This window comes from Streptomyces sp. IBSBF 3136, from assembly GCF_036815105.1.
Classification (GTDB): Bacteria; Actinomycetota; Actinomycetes; order Streptomycetales; family Streptomycetaceae; genus Streptomyces.
Window position 1 is genome coordinate 1 of sequence record NZ_JAJSZC010000009.1, and the last position, 18,068, is coordinate 18,068.

The 18,068-nt window shown below is 73.4% G+C and carries 17 protein-coding genes; 11 read left to right on the forward strand and 6 right to left on the reverse strand.

Annotated elements, in window-relative coordinates:
- Positions 1-911: IucA/IucC family C-terminal-domain containing protein (locus V7E45_RS03390; protein WP_333772539.1), on the forward strand; the 911-nt coding region annotated here is incomplete at its 5' end.
- Between the two features lie 51 nt (positions 912-962).
- Here the strand turns inward: V7E45_RS03390 and V7E45_RS03395 are convergent.
- Positions 963-1,394 carry a response regulator gene (locus tag V7E45_RS03395; protein ID WP_333772540.1) on the reverse strand — a complete coding sequence of 144 codons (432 nt, stop codon included), beginning with the start codon at positions 1,392-1,394 and terminating at the stop codon, positions 963-965.
- A gap of 4 nt (positions 1,395-1,398) precedes the next feature.
- Positions 1,399-1,719 carry a hypothetical protein gene (locus V7E45_RS03400; RefSeq protein ID WP_333772541.1) on the reverse strand — a complete coding sequence of 107 codons (321 nt, stop codon included), beginning with the start codon at positions 1,717-1,719 and terminating at the stop codon, positions 1,399-1,401.
- 173 nt (positions 1,720-1,892) lie between these two features.
- Here V7E45_RS03400 and V7E45_RS03405 point away from each other — a divergent pair, with 173 nt between their 5' ends.
- On the forward strand, positions 1,893-3,470 hold the full coding sequence (locus tag V7E45_RS03405; RefSeq protein WP_333772542.1) for a sensor histidine kinase: 1,578 nt from the start codon (positions 1,893-1,895) through the stop codon (positions 3,468-3,470).
- Positions 3,467-4,684, forward strand: coding sequence for a PP2C family protein-serine/threonine phosphatase (locus tag V7E45_RS03410; protein WP_333772543.1), 1,218 nt, complete (start codon positions 3,467-3,469; stop codon positions 4,682-4,684). Before V7E45_RS03405 ends, V7E45_RS03410 begins: the two co-directional genes overlap by 4 nt.
- A 61-nt stretch (positions 4,685-4,745) precedes the next feature.
- Here V7E45_RS03410 and V7E45_RS03415 read toward each other — a convergent pair whose 3' ends face one another.
- Positions 4,746-5,648 (reverse strand): YihY/virulence factor BrkB family protein, encoded by a 903-nt coding sequence (locus V7E45_RS03415; protein ID WP_333772544.1) that lies wholly within the window; start codon positions 5,646-5,648, stop codon positions 4,746-4,748.
- A 143-nt stretch (positions 5,649-5,791) separates the two neighbouring features.
- Between V7E45_RS03415 and V7E45_RS03420 the strand changes: the two genes are divergently transcribed.
- Positions 5,792-6,706 carry a HipA family kinase gene (locus V7E45_RS03420; protein ID WP_333772545.1) on the forward strand — a complete coding sequence of 305 codons (915 nt, stop codon included), beginning with the start codon at positions 5,792-5,794 and terminating at the stop codon, positions 6,704-6,706.
- Between the two features lie 53 nt (positions 6,707-6,759).
- Here V7E45_RS03420 and aceB read toward each other — a convergent pair whose 3' ends face one another.
- Positions 6,760-8,385 carry a malate synthase A gene (gene aceB, locus V7E45_RS03425; RefSeq protein ID WP_333772546.1) on the reverse strand — a complete coding sequence of 542 codons (1,626 nt, stop codon included), beginning with the start codon at positions 8,383-8,385 and terminating at the stop codon, positions 6,760-6,762.
- A gap of 184 nt (positions 8,386-8,569) precedes the next feature.
- A complete protein-coding gene (locus V7E45_RS03430) occupies positions 8,570-9,181 on the reverse strand; it encodes a nucleotidyltransferase family protein (protein WP_333772547.1) in 612 nt (203 codons plus the stop codon).
- Between the two features lie 156 nt (positions 9,182-9,337).
- Between V7E45_RS03430 and V7E45_RS03435 the strand changes: the two genes are divergently transcribed.
- Entirely contained in the window at positions 9,338-9,625 is a 288-nt protein-coding gene (locus V7E45_RS03435; protein WP_333772548.1) for a DUF5955 family protein, read from the forward strand.
- Positions 9,626-10,283: 658 nt separating this feature from the next.
- On the opposite strand, the gene V7E45_RS03440 is transcribed toward V7E45_RS03435, so the two are convergent.
- Positions 10,284-11,078, reverse strand: coding sequence for an IclR family transcriptional regulator (locus V7E45_RS03440; protein WP_333772549.1), 795 nt, complete (start codon positions 11,076-11,078; stop codon positions 10,284-10,286).
- A 274-nt stretch (positions 11,079-11,352) separates the two neighbouring features.
- On the opposite strand from V7E45_RS03440, the gene allB reads away from it, so the two are divergent.
- From allB to V7E45_RS03470, 6 genes are all read left to right on the forward strand, one after another.
- On the forward strand, positions 11,353-12,693 hold the full coding sequence (allB, locus tag V7E45_RS03445; RefSeq protein ID WP_333772550.1) for an allantoinase AllB: 1,341 nt from the start codon (positions 11,353-11,355) through the stop codon (positions 12,691-12,693).
- Positions 12,694-12,776: 83 nt separating this feature from the next.
- The gene (gene alc / locus V7E45_RS03450; protein ID WP_333772551.1) at positions 12,777-13,907 is read left to right on the forward strand and encodes an allantoicase; all 1,131 of its coding nucleotides are present in this window, start codon (positions 12,777-12,779) and stop codon (positions 13,905-13,907) included.
- 409 nt (positions 13,908-14,316) lie between these two features.
- Positions 14,317-15,135 (forward strand): AIM24 family protein, encoded by an 819-nt coding sequence (locus V7E45_RS03455; protein ID WP_333772552.1) that lies wholly within the window; start codon positions 14,317-14,319, stop codon positions 15,133-15,135.
- 158 nt (positions 15,136-15,293) lie between these two features.
- On the forward strand, positions 15,294-16,202 hold the full coding sequence (locus V7E45_RS03460) for a DMT family transporter (protein ID WP_333772553.1): 909 nt from the start codon (positions 15,294-15,296) through the stop codon (positions 16,200-16,202).
- 85 nt (positions 16,203-16,287) lie between these two features.
- Positions 16,288-16,674, forward strand: coding sequence for a ribonuclease (locus V7E45_RS03465; RefSeq protein ID WP_333772554.1), 387 nt, complete (start codon positions 16,288-16,290; stop codon positions 16,672-16,674).
- 103 nt (positions 16,675-16,777) lie between these two features.
- Entirely contained in the window at positions 16,778-18,040 is a 1,263-nt protein-coding gene (locus V7E45_RS03470) for a sensor histidine kinase (RefSeq protein WP_333772555.1), read from the forward strand.
- Positions 18,041-18,068 lie beyond the last annotated feature (28 nt).

An 18,068-nucleotide genomic window follows, 5' to 3' on the forward strand; every position in this document is an offset into this window, starting at 1 on the left:
GCTACCGGCTGCTGCCCGCCCACCCCTGGCAGCTCGGCCTCCTCGGCCGCGCCCTCGACGCGGCCCTCGCCGACGGCCGGCTCGTCCGGCTCGGCACCACCGGCTTCGACACCTGGCCGACGGCGGCGGTCCGCACGGTGTACGAGCCCCGGCGCGACCTGTTCCTGAAGTTCAGCCTCGACGTGCGCATCACCAACGACATCCGCCGGCTGTGGCGCCACGACCTGCTGAGGCTGCGCCGCACCGACACGGCCGCCCGCGCGGCGTTGGCCGCCCTCGGCCCGCCGGCGGCCTGGCTGGCGGACCGCGGCTACCGCACCGCCGCCTTCGCCTTCGAGGAACTGGCCGTACTCGTCCGCGACGGACTGCGCGGCCACCTCCTGCCGGGCGCCACCGCGCTGCTGGCGGCCGGGCTCGCGGAGGGCTTCGAGGGCAGCCCCCTGGCCGCCACGGCCGCTCCCGGAACCTGGTGGGAGGCGTACCTGCGGCAGGTCGTCCCGCCCGCCCTGAGGGCGTTCGACGAGCACGGGGTCGTACTGGAGGCACACCTGCAGAACACCCTGGTCGCCGTCGACGCGGCCGGCACGCCCGTGCAGGCGCTGTTCCGGGACGCCGAGGGCGCCAAGCTGCTCGCGGACGTCTCCCGCGCGGCGGGCTGGGAGCGGCTGGTGTACTGCCTGGTCGTCAACCACCTCGGCGAGATCGCCGGCGCCCTGGCCGAGGGCCACCCGGGGTTCGACCCCTGGCCCGCCGTCCGCCGGGAGCTCGCCCGGCACGACCTCCCCGAGATCCCCGCGCTGCTCTCCTCGCCCACCCTGCCCGGCAAGACCAACCTCCTGCTGCGCTGGACCGGCGCCGACGGCGCCGCCGCCCGCTACCGCCCCCTGCCGAACCCGCTGGCCGGTGCCTGACCGGCCCGGCCGCGGGCAGGGGGCGTCCCGCCCGGGCCGTTGCCGGCCCTGCTACTCCTTGGGGGGCTTGACGGCGACGTCGAGGTAGAAGGCGTCGATGCTGCGGACGGCCGCCTCGAACTCCTCCAGGTTGACCGGCTTGGTGACGTAGGCGTTGGCGTGGTGCTGGTAGGCGCCCGCGACGTCGTCGGGGGCGGCGGAGGTGGTCAGCACGACGACCGGGATGGTGCGCAGCGCGGCGTCCTCCTTGACGACGGCGAGGAACTCCCGCCCGTTCATCCGCGGCATGTTCAGATCGAGCACGATGAGGTCGGGGCGCGCGTTGCGCGGGTCGCGCAGGTACTCCAGCGCCTCGACGCCGTCGCAGACCCGGGTGAGGTTGCGGGTACCGCGCTCGGTCAGGGCGTCCTGGATGAGCATCGCGTCGGCGACGTCGTCCTCGACCAGCAGCACGTCGTAGGGGCGGGTGGTGGCGGCAGCCATGATCTCAGGTGCTCCGGTATGGGGGGCGGTGGGTCGGACGGTGTGTGCCGTTGGTGATCAGACCGGGCCAGCGGCGCCTTGCTCCCTGCCGGCTCATGCCGACTGCCTGGCCGATCTCGGGGTATCCGGCTCCCGACTCGACGGCGGACCGGGCGGCCTGGTCCTCCAGGTGCCGGACGGCCCGCTTGACGTCGGTGAGGACCCGCAGGCGCAACAGAGCGTATCCGTGGGGATCGGGGGTTGTGTCGGCGGCCTCCGTGGGCGGGCGGGGGTTCTCCGGCGCGAGGTTCCGGGCGACCTCGTCCACCAGACGGGCCACCAGCACGGCCGTATCCTCGCTCGTCGGGCGGGGAGTGGGAGACGGACCTGGCATGGCCGCCACTCTACTGCCCCCGCGCGACACTGGACAACAAGCGTTGTCGGGATAACAGGTACAGTGTGCTTGTCCTATGACAAGCATGGCAAGGACGGCCGGGTCGAGGGAGAGGCGCCACAACGATGACGAGCGGTCCGTCGCAGACCTCGCGCTCCTTCGCCGGCTGGACGACCCGTCGCTGGCTGCGCGCGGGCGTGACCGGGGCGCTCGTCGTCCTCGCGGTGCTGGGCTCGCTGGGCGGCTGGGCGATGTGGCGCACCACGCAGATCACGGCCTCACTGGTCGACCGGCGCTCCCCGGCCCTGATCGAGTCGATCCGGCTCGAAGCGGCCCTGATCAACCAGGAGACCGGCATCCGCGGCTACGGCGTGTCGGGCCGGCCGGACTTCCTCCAGCCCTACGCCCGGGGCGTGGCCGACGAGAGGACGGCGATCGGGCGTCTGCGGCCCCTGCTCCGCGAGGACGACCGGGCGCTCGCCGACCTGGCCGATGTCGAGAAGCACGCCGGTGCCTGGCAGCGGCACATGGCCGGGCCGGTCTCCGCGGCCGCCCCCGACGAGGCCGCGAAGATCGCCGGGAAGCGGGCCGACGAGGGCAAGACGGATTTCGACTCACTGCGGCGCGCGATGGCACGCCAGCAGGCCCACCTGCGGGACGAACGGGCCGCGGCGGCCCATGAGCTGCGGCGGGCGACGACCCTGCGCGACTGGGTGTTCGCCGTCATCGCGGTCGTCATCGTCCTGGTGGCCGTGCTCGTCTTCGAGGCACTGCGCCGCGGTGTCACCGGCCCGCTCGGCCTGCTCGGCGCGGCCGCCCGCGAGGTCGCGCAGGGCCGTTTCGACCGTTCCCTCGACGGCACCGGCCCGGCCGACCTGCGCCGGCTGGCCGCCGACGTGGACTCCATGCGCCTGCGACTGGTGGAGGAGCTGCGCTTCACCGAGGGGGCCCGCAGGCTGCTCGACGAGCAGGCCGAGGAGCTGAAGCGGTCGAACGCCGAACTGGAGCAGTTCGCCTACGTCGCCTCGCACGACCTCCAGGAGCCGCTGCGCAAGGTGTCCAGCTTCACCCAGCTGCTGCAACGGCGCTACGGAGGACAGCTGGACGCCAAGGCCGACCAGTACATCGCCTTCGCCGTCGACGGCGCCAACCGCATGCAGAACCTCATCAACGACCTGCTGGCGTTCTCCCGGGTCGGCCGCGTCCACAACGAGCAGCAGACCGTGGACCTGGAGCAGGTGCTGACCAGGACGCTGGGCGACCTCAGCGTCAGCGTCGAGGAGACCGGCGCCGACATCACCCACGACGCCCTGCCCACCGTCGTCGGGGACCCGACCCAGCTCGGCATGCTGTGGCAGAACCTGCTGTCCAACGCGATCAAGTTCCGCAGCCCCGACCGGCCGCCGCGCATCCACATCGGCGCCGAGCGCGACGGGGACGCATGGCGGTTCACGGTCACCGACAACGGCATCGGGATCGCGCCGGAGTTCCAGGAGAAGGTCTTCGTCCTCTTCCAGCGGCTGCACACCAAGGACGCCTACCCGGGCACCGGCATCGGCCTCGCGATGTGCAAGAAGGTCGTGGAGTTCCACGGCGGCACGATCGGGATCGACCCCGGCTACCAGCCCGGCACCCGCGTCGTCGTCACCCTTCCCGCCCTGGCGGCCGCGAGCACGGACCCGGACAGAGAGGCACAGCCGTGACCGCGCCGGCCGCGGGCCAGGCCGAGCGGTACGACGTGCTCCTCGTGGAGGACGACGACGGGGACGCGCTCCTGGTCGAGGAACTCCTCCTCGACACCGACCTGCCGCACACCCTGAAACGGTGCCGCACGGCGGCCGAGGCGCGCCGCGCACTGGAGGCGGCCCCCGTCGACTGCGTCCTGCTCGATCTCCACCTGCCCGACGCGTCGGGCGTGGAGACGGTGCAGGCGATCCAGGGGGACACGCACGCCGCCATCATCGTGCTGACCGGACTGGACGAACCCCGCGCCGGGGTCGACGCACTCGCCGCCGGCGCCCAGGACTACCTCGTCAAGGGCAAGGTCGAACCGGAACTGATCCAGCGGGCCGTCCGCTACGCGGTCCAGCGCAAGCAGGCCGAACGCGCCAACGCCGCCCTGCAGCTCGGCCGCCTGCGCGCGGAGGAGAACGCACGCCTGGAGCGCGGGCTGCTGCCCGAACCCCTCCTGTCGTCCGCCGCCGTCACCGCCTCCAGCCGCTACTACCCCGGACGGGCCCAGGCCCTGCTGGGCGGCGACTTCCTCGACGTCGTCCAGACCGACGACGGCCAGGTCCACGCCGTCATCGGCGACGTCAGCGGCCACGGTCCCGACGCCGCGGCACTCGGCGTCTGCCTGCGCATCGCCTGGCGCGCGCTGACCCTCGGCGGCCACCGCGACCAGCATCTGCTGCGCCTCCTGGAACAGATCCACATCGCCGAACGCGCCGGCAGCGACCTGTTCACCACCTGCACCCTGATCACCCTGGACGCCGAGGCCGCCACCCTCACCCTGCATCTGGCCGGCCATCACGAACCCCTGATCACCACCCCGGACGGCACCCGGCAGGTCACCGCCGCCCACGGCATCGCCCTCGGCATAGCGCCCGGACTGGGCGACTGGCCCGCCACCACCCTGGCCCTGCCCGCCGAGGGCGCGCTCACCGCCTACACCGACGGCCTCGTCGAGGGTTTCGTGGACGCCACGGGCACCCGGCTCGGCGTGGACGGCCTGCTGCGCATCATCGACACCCTGCACGCGCCCGACCCCGGCACCCACCTCGACCAGCTCATCGCCCGCACCCGCGCGCTCAACGCGGAACGTCACACCGACGACCTCGCCGTACTGCGCCTGGACTGGCGGACGCAGGCGTCCGGCCGTCCCGCGACCGCCGGGCACACCGCGCCGCGGCCCTGAACCGGCCCGCGCCCGCCGTCCCCGAAGGACGCGGGCGGACAGCCGCCGCACCGGCCCACCGTCACCGGCGGCACGGGCCGGGGACCGGCGCCCCGCCGTCGGCGTCCCGCGCGGCGCCCGTCGTGCCGCCTCCGGCCAGTTCCGCGTTGAACTGCGCGCCGACCAGCAGGGCCAGGTTGGACAGCCACAGCCAGATCAGGAAGACGACCACGCCCGCCAGCGAGCCGTACAGCCGGTCGTACGCGCCGACACGCGAGGTGTAGACGGTGAACCCGAGCGAGACGGCCAGCAGCAGGACCACCGCCAGCGCGCCGCCCGGTGCCATCCTCCGCACGGGGCGGGAGGACGCCGGGCCCGAGCGGTACAGGACCAGCACCAGGACGACGGCGACCGCGGCCATGACGGGCCACCGCAGGGCGTCCCAGGCGGCCTGCGGACCGGCGCCCAGGTGCAGGACCCGGCTCAGCCGCCGGGTCAGGGCGCCCGTGAGGAACAGCGCGAGGATGGTCGTGAGCAGCAGGCCGATCAGCACGAGCGCCGTCGCCAGGATGCGTGGAGCGGTGCGCCAGACCGGCCGGTGCGCGCTGATCCGGTGCATGGAGTGCAGCGCCCGGCGGAAGACGCTCAGATAGCTGGAGCCCGACCACAGGGCACCCGCCGCACCGAGGAAGACCAGCGTCCACGCCGTCGACGACTGCCCGGCCGTCTGCCGCAGGGCGCCGCGCAGCAGCGCACGGGACGCCACCGGGGCGGCCTGCGACAGGCGGTCGATGACCTCGGGCTTCGCCGTGGGGACGGTCAGACCGATGATCGAGAGGATCACCAGCAGCACCGGGAACAGGGCCAGTACCGCGTAGTACGTCAGGGCGGCGGCCCAGTCCGTGACGTCGTCGTTCCAGACGGCCACGGGAGTCCGGCGCAACGCCGCCCACCATCGAGCCGTGCCACCGTCCGTCTTGTCCATGGGGCGGATGCTCTCACCTTCGCTGCTCGACCGGGGGACTGCGTCCGGGAGCGTCTGCCCGTCATCCTCGATACGAAAAGATGATTACGCTGGGTTACTATGCTTGTCTCCCTGCCGGAACCGGAAGCGATGGAACCTGGGACATGCTGAGAGAGGTCACCGCCACCCGGTACGTCGCGCCCCTGCACTCCGGCGGCTCCGTGCCCGGCGTCGTCGAGGCCGACGACCTCGGCACGTACGTCGTCAAGTTCACCGGCTCGGCGCAGGGGCACAAGGCGCTGGTCGCCGAGATCATCGTCGGGGAACTGGCCCGCGCGCTCGGTCTGCGCTTCCCCGAACTGGTGCTGGTCCACTTCGACCCGCGGATCGCCGACGCCGAGCCGCACCAGGAGGTCCGGGAACTGCACGGCGCGAGCGCCGGGGTGAACCTCGGCATGGACCACCTGCCGGGAGCCGCGGACTTCACCCCGGAGATCGCGCGGTCGTTCGCCGTCGACCCCGTGGAGGCGGGCCGGATCGTGTGGCTGGACGCGCTCACGGTCAACGTGGACCGCACGGTGCACAGCTCCAATCTGATGGTCTGGCCCACGCTCGGCACCGTGCCCCCGCGGCTGTGGCTGATCGACCACGGCGCCGCCCTCGTCTTCCACCACCGCTGGGACACCACCACTCCGGGCAAGCGCTACGACTTCCGGCACCACGCCCTCGGCCGCTACGGCCCCGACGTGCGCGCCGCCGACGCCGAGCTCGCTCCCCGGGTGACCCGGGAACTGCTGCGCGGGATCGTCGCCGAGGTCCCGGACGCCTGGCTGGCCGAGGACGCCGGGTTCGCGAGCCCCGACGACGTCCGGGACGCCTACGTCGCCTATCTGCTGGCCCGTGTCCGGCTCTCGCCGCAGTGGCTGCCCACCGACTTCCCGACCGGCGCCGAGCTAGCGGCCGAGGAGGCCGCCCGCGCGGCGAAGACCCAAGCGGCCCGCCCGGCCTGGCTCAAGAGGGTCCCCGACCTGCACGGCAAGCCGGCCGCGGAACAGGACTGGTCGGCGCATCTGGGCTGAACGCGCACGGGCGGCCCCGGGAGGTGTCCCGGAGCCGCCCGTACCGCCGGGGCTCAGCCCTTGAGCTGCTCGTACGCCGGCAGCGTCAGGAAGTCGGCGTAGTCCTCGTCGAGGGAGACCTGGAGCAGCAGGTCGTGGGCCTGCTGCCAGTGGCCGGCCGCGAAGGCGTCCTCGCCGATCTCCTTGCGGATCGCGTCCAGTTCCTCGGCCGCCACCTTGCGGGCCAGCTCCGGGGTGGCCCGCTCGCCGTTCTCGAACTCGACGCCCGCGTTGATCCACTGCCAGATCTGCGAGCGGGAGATCTCGGCGGTGGCCGCGTCCTCCATCAGGTTGAAGATGGCGACCGCGCCGAGCCCGCGCAGCCACGCCTCGATGTAACGGATGCCGACCTGCACGGCGTTGACGAGTCCCGCGTACGTCGGCTTCGCGTCGAGCGAGTCGACGGCGATCAGGTCGGCCGCCTCGACGTGCACGTCCTCGCGCAGCCGGTCCTTCTGGTTGGGCTTGTCGCCGAGGACCCGGTCGAAGGACTCCATGGCGATCGGCACCAGGTCGGGGTGGGCGACCCAGGAGCCGTCGAAGCCGTCGCCGGCCTCGCGGTCCTTGTCGGCGCGGACCTTCTCGAAGGCCACCTTGTTCACCTCGGCGTCGCGCCGCGAGGGGATGAAGGCCGCCATGCCGCCGATGGCGTGCGCGCCGCGCTTGTGGCAGGTGCGCACGAGGAGTTCGGTGTACGCCCGCATGAACGGGGCGGTCATCGTCACCGCGTTGCGGTCCGGGAGGACGAACTTGGCGCCGCCGTCACGGAAGTTCTTCACGATGGAGAACAGGTAGTCCCAGCGGCCCGCGTTCAGCCCGGCGGCGTGGTCGCGCAGTTCGTAGAGGATCTCCTCCATCTCGTACGCGGCCGTGATCGTCTCGATCAGGACGGTGGCGCGTACGGTGCCCTGCGGGATGCCGACGTAGTCCTGGGCGAAGACGAACACGTCGTTCCACAGGCGGGCCTCGAGGTGCGACTCGGTCTTCGGCAGGTAGAAGTACGGGCCCTTGCCGAGGTCCAGCAGCCGCTGGGCGTTGTGGAAGAAGTACAGGCCGAAGTCGACCAGTGCGCCGGGGACGGGGGTGCCGTCGGCGTCGGTGAGATGGCGCTCGTTCAGGTGCCAGCCGCGCGGGCGCATGACGACGGTCGCCAGTTCCTCGGCGGGGCGCAGGGCGTACGACTTGCCGGTGCGCTCGTCGGTGAAGTCGATGTTCCGGGTGTAGGCGTCGCTCAGGTTGACCTGGCCGAGGACGACGTTCTCCCAGGTGGGCGCGGAGGCGTCCTCGAAGTCGGCGAGCCAGACCTTCGCGCCGGAGTTGAGCGCGTTGATGGTCATCTTGCGGTCGGTGGGGCCGGTGATCTCGACGCGCCGGTCGTTCAGCGCGGCCGGGGCCGGGGCGACCCTCCAGGAGTCGTCCGCGCGGACGGCGGCCGTCTCCGGGAGGAAGTCGAGCGTGGAGGTGCGGGCGATCTCGGCGCGGCGCTCGGCGCGGCGGGCGAGGAGTTCGTCACGGCGCGGGGTGAACCGCCGGTGCAGCTCCGCCACGAAGGCGAGCGCCGCTTCGGTGAGGACCTCCTCCTGCCGGGGCAGGGGCTCGGCGTCGACGATGGCCAGCGGGGACGGCGCTGGTGCGGACATGAGCTGTCACTTCCTTCAGCGGTGGCACCGGGTGCCAGGTGGCACGAATAGGGCGAACGGCGTCCGTTGTGCGGTCGGACGGTTCTGAACAGTGGATAGTAGTTTTCTCATCGTGGAACTTCAATGGTTTGTTGATGTCGAGATTCTCTGAATCGAGGCAAGGTGGCGCCCCGTGCCACCCCGCTCACTCAAGGTGGACCAGGTCGGCCTCGGTGTCGATGTCGTAGGGCTCCGCCACGTCCGCGCACTCCACGAGCCTGACCCGTTCCGCGTGTTCCTCGAGGTAGGCGCGCGCTCCCCGGTCCCCGGTGGCGGCCGCCGCGATGCCCGACCAGTGCGCCGCGCCGAACAGGACCGGGTGCCCGCGCACCCCGGCGTAGGCCGCCGAGACCAGCGAGGTCTCGTCCGCGTACCCGGCCATGACCCGGGCCACCGCCCGCGACCCGATGCCGGGCTGGTCGACCAGGCTCACCAGGGCCGCCCGCGCGCCGGTGCCGGCCAGCGAGCCGAGTCCGGCGCGCAGCGAGGAGCCCATGCCGTCGGCCCAGCCGGGGTTGTCGACCAGCACGCACCCCGCCAGGTCGGCGCGCTCGCGGACGTCGTCCGCCCGCGCGCCCAGCACGACGTGGATCCGCGTGCATCCCGCCGCGCGCAGCACGCCCACCGCGTGTTCGACCAGGGGGCGCCCCCGGTGTTCCAGCAGCGCCTTGGGGCGCCCGCCGAGCCGTCTGCCGCCGCCCGCGGCGAGCAGCAGACCGGTGATCTCCGCGCGAGGGTCGTGGTCTTGGGTGTCCATGTGTCCTGCATACCTGACGCGGGCGGCCCCGGCCGGTTCCCTTGGGCTGAATTTCGGTCCGCGCGGTGGCGCTCAGGCATCGGGTGGCGTTAACTGACCCGCGCACGAGGGCGTGCGAGGGGGAGGGCTGTGTTGCGGAGCTTGGGGCAGAGGCCGGTGGCCGACAGCGACGAGGACCCGAGAGTGGCGGGACTGCGCACCGCGGTGGCCCGCCTGCGCCGCGAACTCGCCGCGCACCCGGTGGAGTTCCCCGACCGCGGCATAGCCGAGGACGAACTGGCCGCCCTGGCCGCGATGGCCGCCGGCGGCCCGCCCGAGACCTCCCGGCTGCGCAGGTCCCTGTTACTGATCGCCGGAGCCATCGGCTCGGTCAGCGCCCTGTCCCGGGGCCTGACGGAGGTCCGCGAGGCGGTGGACCTGTTCGCCCAGCGGCAGGAGGGCTGACCGCCGTGCCCAACGGGGCGTGTCGGGGGCGCGCCGATGGCCCTGGCTCGTCGCGGCGCATGGCGTGGGTGTGCTGATGGCCGTGGCTTGTGGCGGCGCATGGCGTGGGTGTGCTGATGGCCGTGGCTCGTTGCGGCGAGCGGCGCGGGCGCTGACCGCTCGGCCCGCAACGGCCCGGTGGGGGAGGGCCGGCCCCGCGGCCGGCTGCGACGACGAGCGGGCGCGTCGGCCGACGGCCCGCCACGACCCGCTCGGCGCCGGTTGCGCCCGCACCTGGCGGCCCGGCCCGCGGATCGCCGTTCCGCGCGCGCCCGACAGCATCGACGCCGGCCACCGGCTATCGGTGGCCGGGCGGGCTGTTCAAGTCCCCGAACCGGTCGGGGGCCGGCCGGCCGGGCTGGTCACGCCCCCAGCCGGCCTGGGCCGGGGAGGCCGGGCGAGCTGGTCGGGCCCCCGGAGCTGGCCGGCGGCAGGCCAGGCTGGGTGCTCACGCCGCCGAGCCGGCCGGGGCTGGGAGGCCGAGTGGGCTGGTGACGCCCCCTTTGACCGGGGCGGTGGGGGCTGGGCGGGAGCCCACGCCCGCGAACCGGCCGGTGGCCGGCAGGCCCGCTGCTGACGCTGCCGAGCCGGCCGGCGCCGGGGAGGGGCGGAGGGCTGCTCACGCCCCCGTGCTGGCCAGGGCCTGGGAGAGTTCCAGGGCCACCTGCTGGAGCACCGGCACGATCTTGTCGGTGGCCGCCTCCGTGACCCGTCCCGCCGGGCCCGAGATGGAGATCGCGGCGGCCGTGGGGGAGTCGGGGACGGACACCGCCAGGCAGCGCACCCCGATCTCCTGCTCGTTGTCGTCCACCGCGTAACCCGCCTGCCGGACGTCGGCCAGTGCGGCCAGGAAGCCCTCGGGCGTGGTGATGGTCTTCTCCGTCGCGGCCGGCATGCCCGTGCGGGACAGCAGCGCGCGCACCTCCTCGTCGGGCACACCCGCCAGCAGCGCCTTGCCCACCCCCGTGGAGTGCGGCAGCACCCGCCGGCCGACCTCGGTGAACATGCGCATGGAGTGCTTGGACGGCACCTGCGCCACGTAGACGATCTCGTCCCCGTCGAGCAGTGCCATGTTCGCCGTCTCGCCGGTCTCCTCGACCAGCCGGGCGAGGTAGGGCCGGGCCCAGGTGCCGAGCAACCGGGACGCGGACTCCCCGAGCCGGATCAGCCGCGGCCCGAGCGCGTACCGGCGGTTCGGCTGCTGGCGCACGTAGCCGCAGGCCACCAGCGTGCGCATCAGCCGGTGGATGGTGGGCAGCGGGAGCCCGCTGGTGGCGGACAGCTCACTCAGGCCCACCTCGCCGCCCGCGTCCGCCATCCGCTCGAGCAGATCGAAGGCACGCTCCAGTGACTGGACTCCGCCGCCGGCGGAGGACTTGGCGGAGTCGGTGGTGCTGGCGCTGGACGTCGGCACGGCGCGTTCCTTTCGGGGCGGACAGGAAGGTCAGAAGCCTACCCGGCGGCCGGTTGACCGCCCGCTTGTACGTAGCTACGTTCTGCTTACCGGAATTCTAATTCCGCGTTGTGGAAACGTCCAGGCCGGCCGACCGTGCCGTCCCGCCTCGAAGTGTGCCCCTTGACGGCGGGGAAGCGGGAGTGAAGACTCCTTCAACAGAACGTTGAAATCCGTTACGTGGGTGTACACCCCGTTTCCTGGCAGCAGGCCGGCGGCAGAGAGAGGGGTTCGCGTGTCCGACGCTGAACTGGTGCTGCGCTCGACGCGCGTCATCACTCCGGAGGGGACCCGGGCCGCCGCGGTCACCGTGTCCCGCGGCACGATCACGGCCGTCCTGCCGTACGGCGCCGAGGTGCCGGCCACCGCACGCGTCGAGGACTTCGGCGACCACGTCCTGCTGCCCGGCCTCGTCGACACCCATGTGCACGTCAACGACCCGGGCCGCACCGAGTGGGAGGGCTTCTGGACCGCCACCCGCGCGGCGGCGGCCGGCGGCATCACCACCCTCGTCGACATGCCGCTCAACTCCCTGCCGCCGACCACCACGGTCGCCAACCTGCGGGTGAAGCAGCAGGTCGCCGCCGACAAGGCGCACATCGACGTCGGCTTCTGGGGCGGCGCCCTGCCCGACAACGTCAAGGACCTGCGCCCGCTGCACGACGCCGGCGTCTTCGGCTTCAAGGCGTTCCTGTCGCCGTCGGGCGTGGACGAGTTCCCGCACCTCGACCAGGAGCAGCTGGGCCGGTCCCTGGCGGAGATCGCCGGCTTCGGCGGGCTGTTGATCGCGCACGCCGAGGACCCGCACCACCTCGCGGCGGCGCCCCAGCACGGCGGCCCCCGGTACGCCGACTTCCTCGCCTCCCGGCCGCGCGACGCCGAGGACACGGCCATCGCGCACCTGATCGCACGGGCCAGGGAGCACGACGCGCGCGTCCACGTGCTGCACCTGTCCTCCGGCGACGCGCTGCCGCTCATCGCCGCGGCCCGCGCCGAGGGCGTCCGCCTCACCGTGGAGACCTGCCCGCACTACCTGACCCTGACCGCCGAGGAGGTCCCCGACGGCGCCAGCGAGTTCAAGTGCTGCCCACCGATCCGTGAGGCCGCCAACCAGGACGTGTTGTGGCAGGCGCTGGCCGACGGCACCATCGACTGCGTCGTCACCGACCATTCGCCCTCCACCGCCGACCTGAAGACCGACGACTTCGCCACCGCCTGGGGCGGCATCTCCGGTCTCCAGCTCAGCCTGCCCGCCGTGTGGACCGAGGCCCGCCGGCGCGGCCACGGCCTGGAGGACGTCGTCCGCTGGATGTCCACCCGCACGGCCGCGCTGGTCGGCCTCGAAGCCCGCAAGGGCGCCATCGCGCCCGGCCGCGACGCCGACTTCGCCGTTCTCGCCCCCGACGAGACCTTCACCGTCGACCCGGCAGGGCTCCAGCACCGCAACCGGGTCACCGCGTACGCCGGCCGGACCCTGTACGGCGTGGTGAAGTCCACCTGGCTGCGCGGCCGGCGCATCGTCGCCGACGGCGAGTTCACCGCCCCGCAGGGCACCCTCCTCACGCGCCCCCGGTAGGCCCCTCGCCCTCCTCGGTTCCCCCGCTTTCCCGCACCCCCCGCTTCCCGCACCCGCGACTTCCGAAAGGATCCCTGATCACCGTGACGGCGCAGCAAGACCCGAGTCGAGCCCGTTTCACCGGCGACGCGAACCCCTACGGAGGCGGCGACCCCTACGCGGACTACCGGACCGCCGACTTCCCCTTCACCCGGTACGCCAACCTGGCCGACCGGCGGCTCGGTGCCGGCGTGATCGCCGCCAACGACGAGTTCTTCGCCGAGCGGGAGAACCTGCTGGTGCCCGAGCGGGCCGAGTTCGACCCCGAACACTTCGGGCACAAGGGCAAGGTCATGGACGGCTGGGAGACCCGCCGCAGGCGCGGCGTCTCCGCCGAGCACCCCTGGCCGACCGCCGACGACCACGACTGGGCGCTGGTCCGGCTCGGTGCGCCGGGGGTGATCCGCGGGATCGTCGTCGACACCGCCCACTTCCGCGGCAACTACCCGCAGGCGGTCTCGGTCGAGGCCACCTCGGTGCCGGGCTCCCCGTCCCCGCAGCAGCTGCTGGGCGACGACGTGAAGTGGACGACGCTGGTGCCGCGCACCGCGGTCGGCGGCCACGCCGCGAACGGCTTCGACGTCACCGCCGAACAGCGCTTCACGCACCTGCGCCTCAACCAGCACCCCGACGGCGGCATCGCCCGGCTGCGCGTGTTCGGCGAGGTCGTCCCCGACCCGCGGTGGCTCGAGGCGCTCGGCACCTTCGACGTGGTCGCCCTGGAGAACGGCGGCCAGGCCGAGGACGCCTCCAACCTCTTCTACTCCCCGGCCACCAACACCATCCAGCCGGGCCGCTCCCGCAAGATGGACGACGGCTGGGAGACGCGCCGAAGGCGCGACCTGGGCAACGACTGGATCAGCTACCGGCTGGTCGGCCGGTCCGAGATCCGCGCGATCGAGATCGACACCGCGTACCTGAAGGGCAACAGCGCCGGCTGGGCCTCGGTCTCCGTGCGCGACGGCGAGAGCGGCGAGTGGACCGAGGCCCTCCCGCGCACCCGCCTGCAGCCCGACACCAACCACCGCTTCGTGCTGCCGCGACCCGCCGTCGGCACCCACGCGCGCGTGGACATCTACCCCGACGGCGGCATCTCCCGCCTGCGCCTGTTCGGCTCCCTCACCGAGGACGGCGCCCAGCGGCTCGCCGCCCGCCACCAGGAACTGGGCGGCTGAACCCGCTCGACCCACTCCCACGCGCGCGGGGCGCCGGCCGGACAGCACCGGTGCACCCCGCGCGCGTGCTTGACCGGTGCCGGGTGGTGAAGCCGCCGTCGACCCGGGCGTGCCGGACCGTGGCGGGTGGTGAAGCCGCGGTCCGCCCGCGCGTGCCGGACCGGTGGCGGTCGCGCGAGCCGCGGCGCCGTGGCGGCGCCGATGCCCCGGCTGCCGCCGGTGACCAGGGCCGTCCTGCCTTCGAGAGACCCGATCGCCGGTGACCAGGGCCGTCGTCCTGCCTTCGAGAGACCCGTTCGTCGTCATGGCTCCATCCCCGCGCCCCCGCGGCGCGTCCGCCGGCGGCGAACGGACGCGGACGTGAGCGCGGGACCGGAACCTTTCCCTCCCCCGTCCGCGTTCTCCCGCCGTGACTCTTCAGCAAGAAATCGTCGGCAACGCCATGCAGATGGCGATCGTCAACCTGCACCCCGGCCAGACCGTCTACTGCGAGGCGGGGAAATTCCTGTTCAAGACGACGAACGTGACCATGGAGACGCGCCTGTCCGGCCCGTCGGGCAACGGCAACGGAGGCCAGTCCGGCGGCGGGGGCGGCGGCATGGGCGGCATGCTGCGCCAGGCCATGGGCACCGCCATGCAGGTCGGCCAGCGCATGCTGGCCGGCGAGTCGCTGGCCTTCCAGTACTTCACCGCCCAGGGCGGCCAGGGCACCGTCGGCTTCGCGGGCGTGCTGCCCGGCGAGATGCGCGCCCTTGAGCTGGACGGCACGCGCGCGTGGTTCGCGGAGAAGGACGCCTTCGTCGCCGCCGAGTCCAGCGTCGAGTTCGGCATCGCCTTCCAGGGCGGGCGGACCGGCATGAGCGGCGGCGAGGGCTTCGTGCTGGAGAAGTTCACCGGCCGCGGCACGGTGATCATCGCGGGCGCGGGCAACTTCATCGACCTGAACCCGGCGGACTTCGGGGGCCGCATCGAGGTGGACACCGGCTGCGTCGTCGCCTTCGAGGAGGGCATCCAGTACGGCGTCCAGCGCGTCGGCGGCCTCAACCGGCAGGGGATCATGAACGCCGTCTTCGGCGGCGAGGGCCTGTCCCTGGCCACCCTGGAGGGCAACGGCCGCGTCATCCTGCAGTCCCTCACCATCGAGAGCCTGGCCAACGCCCTGAAGAAGGCCCAGGGCGGCGACAAGCAGGGCCCGACCGGCGGACTGTTCTCGACCCACACCGGCTGAACCGACGAGGGGCGGGGCACGCTCCCCGAGGACGCCCGGCACCCCGGGCGGCCCGGGGAAAAGGCCTGGTCAGGGACCGTCGCCGCCGGTACGGTGATCGCGCCCCGTGCGAGCCGCCGACGTCTGCGCACCCGTGCCGAAGTCCCGGAGAGCCGCCCATGTCGTCGATCGCCGTACCGGCCGCCCGGGTCGCGCCCCGCCGGGCCTGGCACACGGACCTGCCCGTCCTGCTCGTCGCCGCGTTCTGGGGCGCCAGCTATCTCGCGGCGAAGGACGTCACCACGGCCCGCACGGTGCTCGCCGTCCTGGTACTCCGGTTCGCGCTCGCGCTGCCCGTGCTGGCCGTCGCCGGGTGGCGATCCCTGCGCGCCCTGACCGGCGCCCAGTGGCGCGGCGCCGCCCTGCTCGGGCTGATCCTGAGCGGCGTCTTCCTGCTGGAGACCTACGGGGTGGTGCACACCTCGGCGACGAACGCGGGCCTCGTCATCAGCCTCACCATGATCTTCACGCCGCTCGCCGAGGCGGCGGCCGAGCGCACCCGGCCCACCCCGCCCTTCCTCGGCGCGGCCGCCCTGTCGGTGCTCGGCGTCGTCCTGCTCACCCAGGGCGCCGGCTTCACCCGGCCCTCCCTCGGCGACCTGCTGATGCTGCTCGCCGCCCTCGCCCGCACCCTGCACGTCCTCGTCATGTCCCGGCTCCGCGCGGTCCGGGGCGCGGGCGCGCTGCCCCTCACCACGGTCCAGCTCGGCACGGCGGTGGCCGTCTTCGCTGTGCTGTCGACCGGCACCGGGCAGGCGCCGTGGGCGACGGCGGCGGACTTCGGCGCCCGCGAGTGGGCGGGGCTGATCTTCCTCGCGGTGCTGTGCACGCTGGTCGCCTTCTTCGTGCAGATGTGGGCGGTGCGCCGCACCTCCCCGTCCCGGGTGGGCCTGCTGCTGGGCACCGAGCCGCTGTGGGCCGCCGCGGCCGGTATCGCCCTGGGCGGGGACCGGCTCGGCGCCGTGGGGTTCGCGGGCGGGGCGCTGGTACTTGTGGGGACGGCGTGGGGACGCCGAGCGGCTCGTTAACTTCCGGAAGCTTCACGGGACTTGAACGGAAACTCTTCAACCTTGTCGTTGACATGCCAACGTCTACGCGCGTCATCATGAAGTCATGAATCTCCCCCCACACCTGACCCGCGTCGGCACGGTCGGCGCCCTGCTCTGCACCCTCCTCGTCGGCGGCACCGTCTCCGCCACCACCGCGGCCGCCTCCGTCGGCAGCATCTGCCACAGCGCCCTGCCGTCCCAGGCCGACGACACCCTGGAGCTGATCGACCAGGGCGGCCCCTTCCCCTACGACCAGGACGGCATCGTCTTCTCCAACCGTGAGGGCGTGCTGCCGAGCCAGCGGTCCGGCTACTACCACGAGTACACGGTGAAGACCCCCGGCTCCTCCACGCGCGGTGCCCGGCGCATCGTCACCGGCGATGAGCAGCAGGAGGACTACTACACCTCCGACCACTACGCCACGTTCGACCTGATCGACTTCGGCTGCTGAACCGTCCGGGCCGACCACCGAAAGTCGACGAAGCCGCGACTTCGGTCGGCGATGCACGGCGCCGAGCGGCCGGCCGAGCCGGTCGCGCGTAGATTGGCCGACCGTGAGCAGTGACCAACCCGCCCCGGCGGCCCGGGAGTTCGCGGGCCGCCGATGGCTGTTCCCGTCCGCCCTGATGCACGAACTCGACCCGGACACCGGGTCCCCGGGCGCGCGGCCACGGCGCACCGCGCGCGACTGGGCCGTCGACGTCTCGTGCTTCCTGCTGGCCGTCCTCATCGGCCTGGCGGCCGCGCGGTCCCTGCCCGACGAGGCCGGGCTGCCGCAGTCCGTCGTCCTGCTCGACCTGGTGCTGGGCGCCCTGTCCTGCGGTGCGCTGTGGCTGCGCCGCCGGTGGCCGGCCGGGCTCGCCGTGGCGATGATCCCGGTCGGGCTCCTGTCCAACACCGCGGGCGGGGCGGGCATGGCCGTCGTCTTCACCCTCGCGGTGCACCGGCCCTTCCGTCACGTCGCCTGGATCGGCGGCATCGACCTCGCCCTGCTCCCGCTCTTCTACTGGCTGCGGCCCGACCCCGAACTGCCGTACCCGGCAGTGGTCGCCTTCACGGCGCTGCTCTTGCTCACCCTCATCGGCTGGGGCATGTTCGTCCGCTCCAAGCGGCAGCTCATGCTGAGCCTGCGCGACCGCGCCCGGCGGGCCGAGACCGAGGCGCGACTGCGCGCCGGGCAGGCGCAGCGGCTCGCCCGTGAGGCCATCGCCCGCGAGATGCACGACGTACTGGCCCACCGGCTCACCCTGCTGAGTGTGCACGCCGGCGCCCTGGAGTTCCGGCCGGACGCACCCCGGGAGGAGGTCGCGCGGGCGGCCGGGGTCATCCGGGAGAGCGCCCACGAGGCGCTGCAGGACCTGCGCGAGATCATCGGCGTGCTGCGGACCGGCGAGCGCGACGACGCCTGCGGGGGCCGTCCCCAGCCGACGCTGGCGGCGCTGGACGCGCTCGTCGCCGAGTGCCGGGAGGCGGGCATGCAGGTCACCCTCGACCACCGCGTCGCCGATCCGGCCGCCGTGCCCGCCTCCGTCGGACGCACCGCCTACCGCATCGCCCAGGAGGCGCTCACCAACGCCCGCAAGCACGCCCCCGGCAGCGAGGCGGCGGTCCGTGTCGCCGGCGCCCCGGACGGCGGCCTGGACATCACCGTCGTCAACTCCGCCCCGCGGACCCCGGCCGCGCCCGTCCCCGGCTCCGGACAGGGCCTGATCGGCCTCGCCGAGCGCGCGACCCTGGCGGGCGGCCGGCTGGCGCACGGGCCCACCGCTGACGGCGGCTTCGAGGTGCGGGGGTGGCTGCCGTGGAACGGCGGCTGAGGCGGTACCCGCCGCCCGGCTCCCGTGA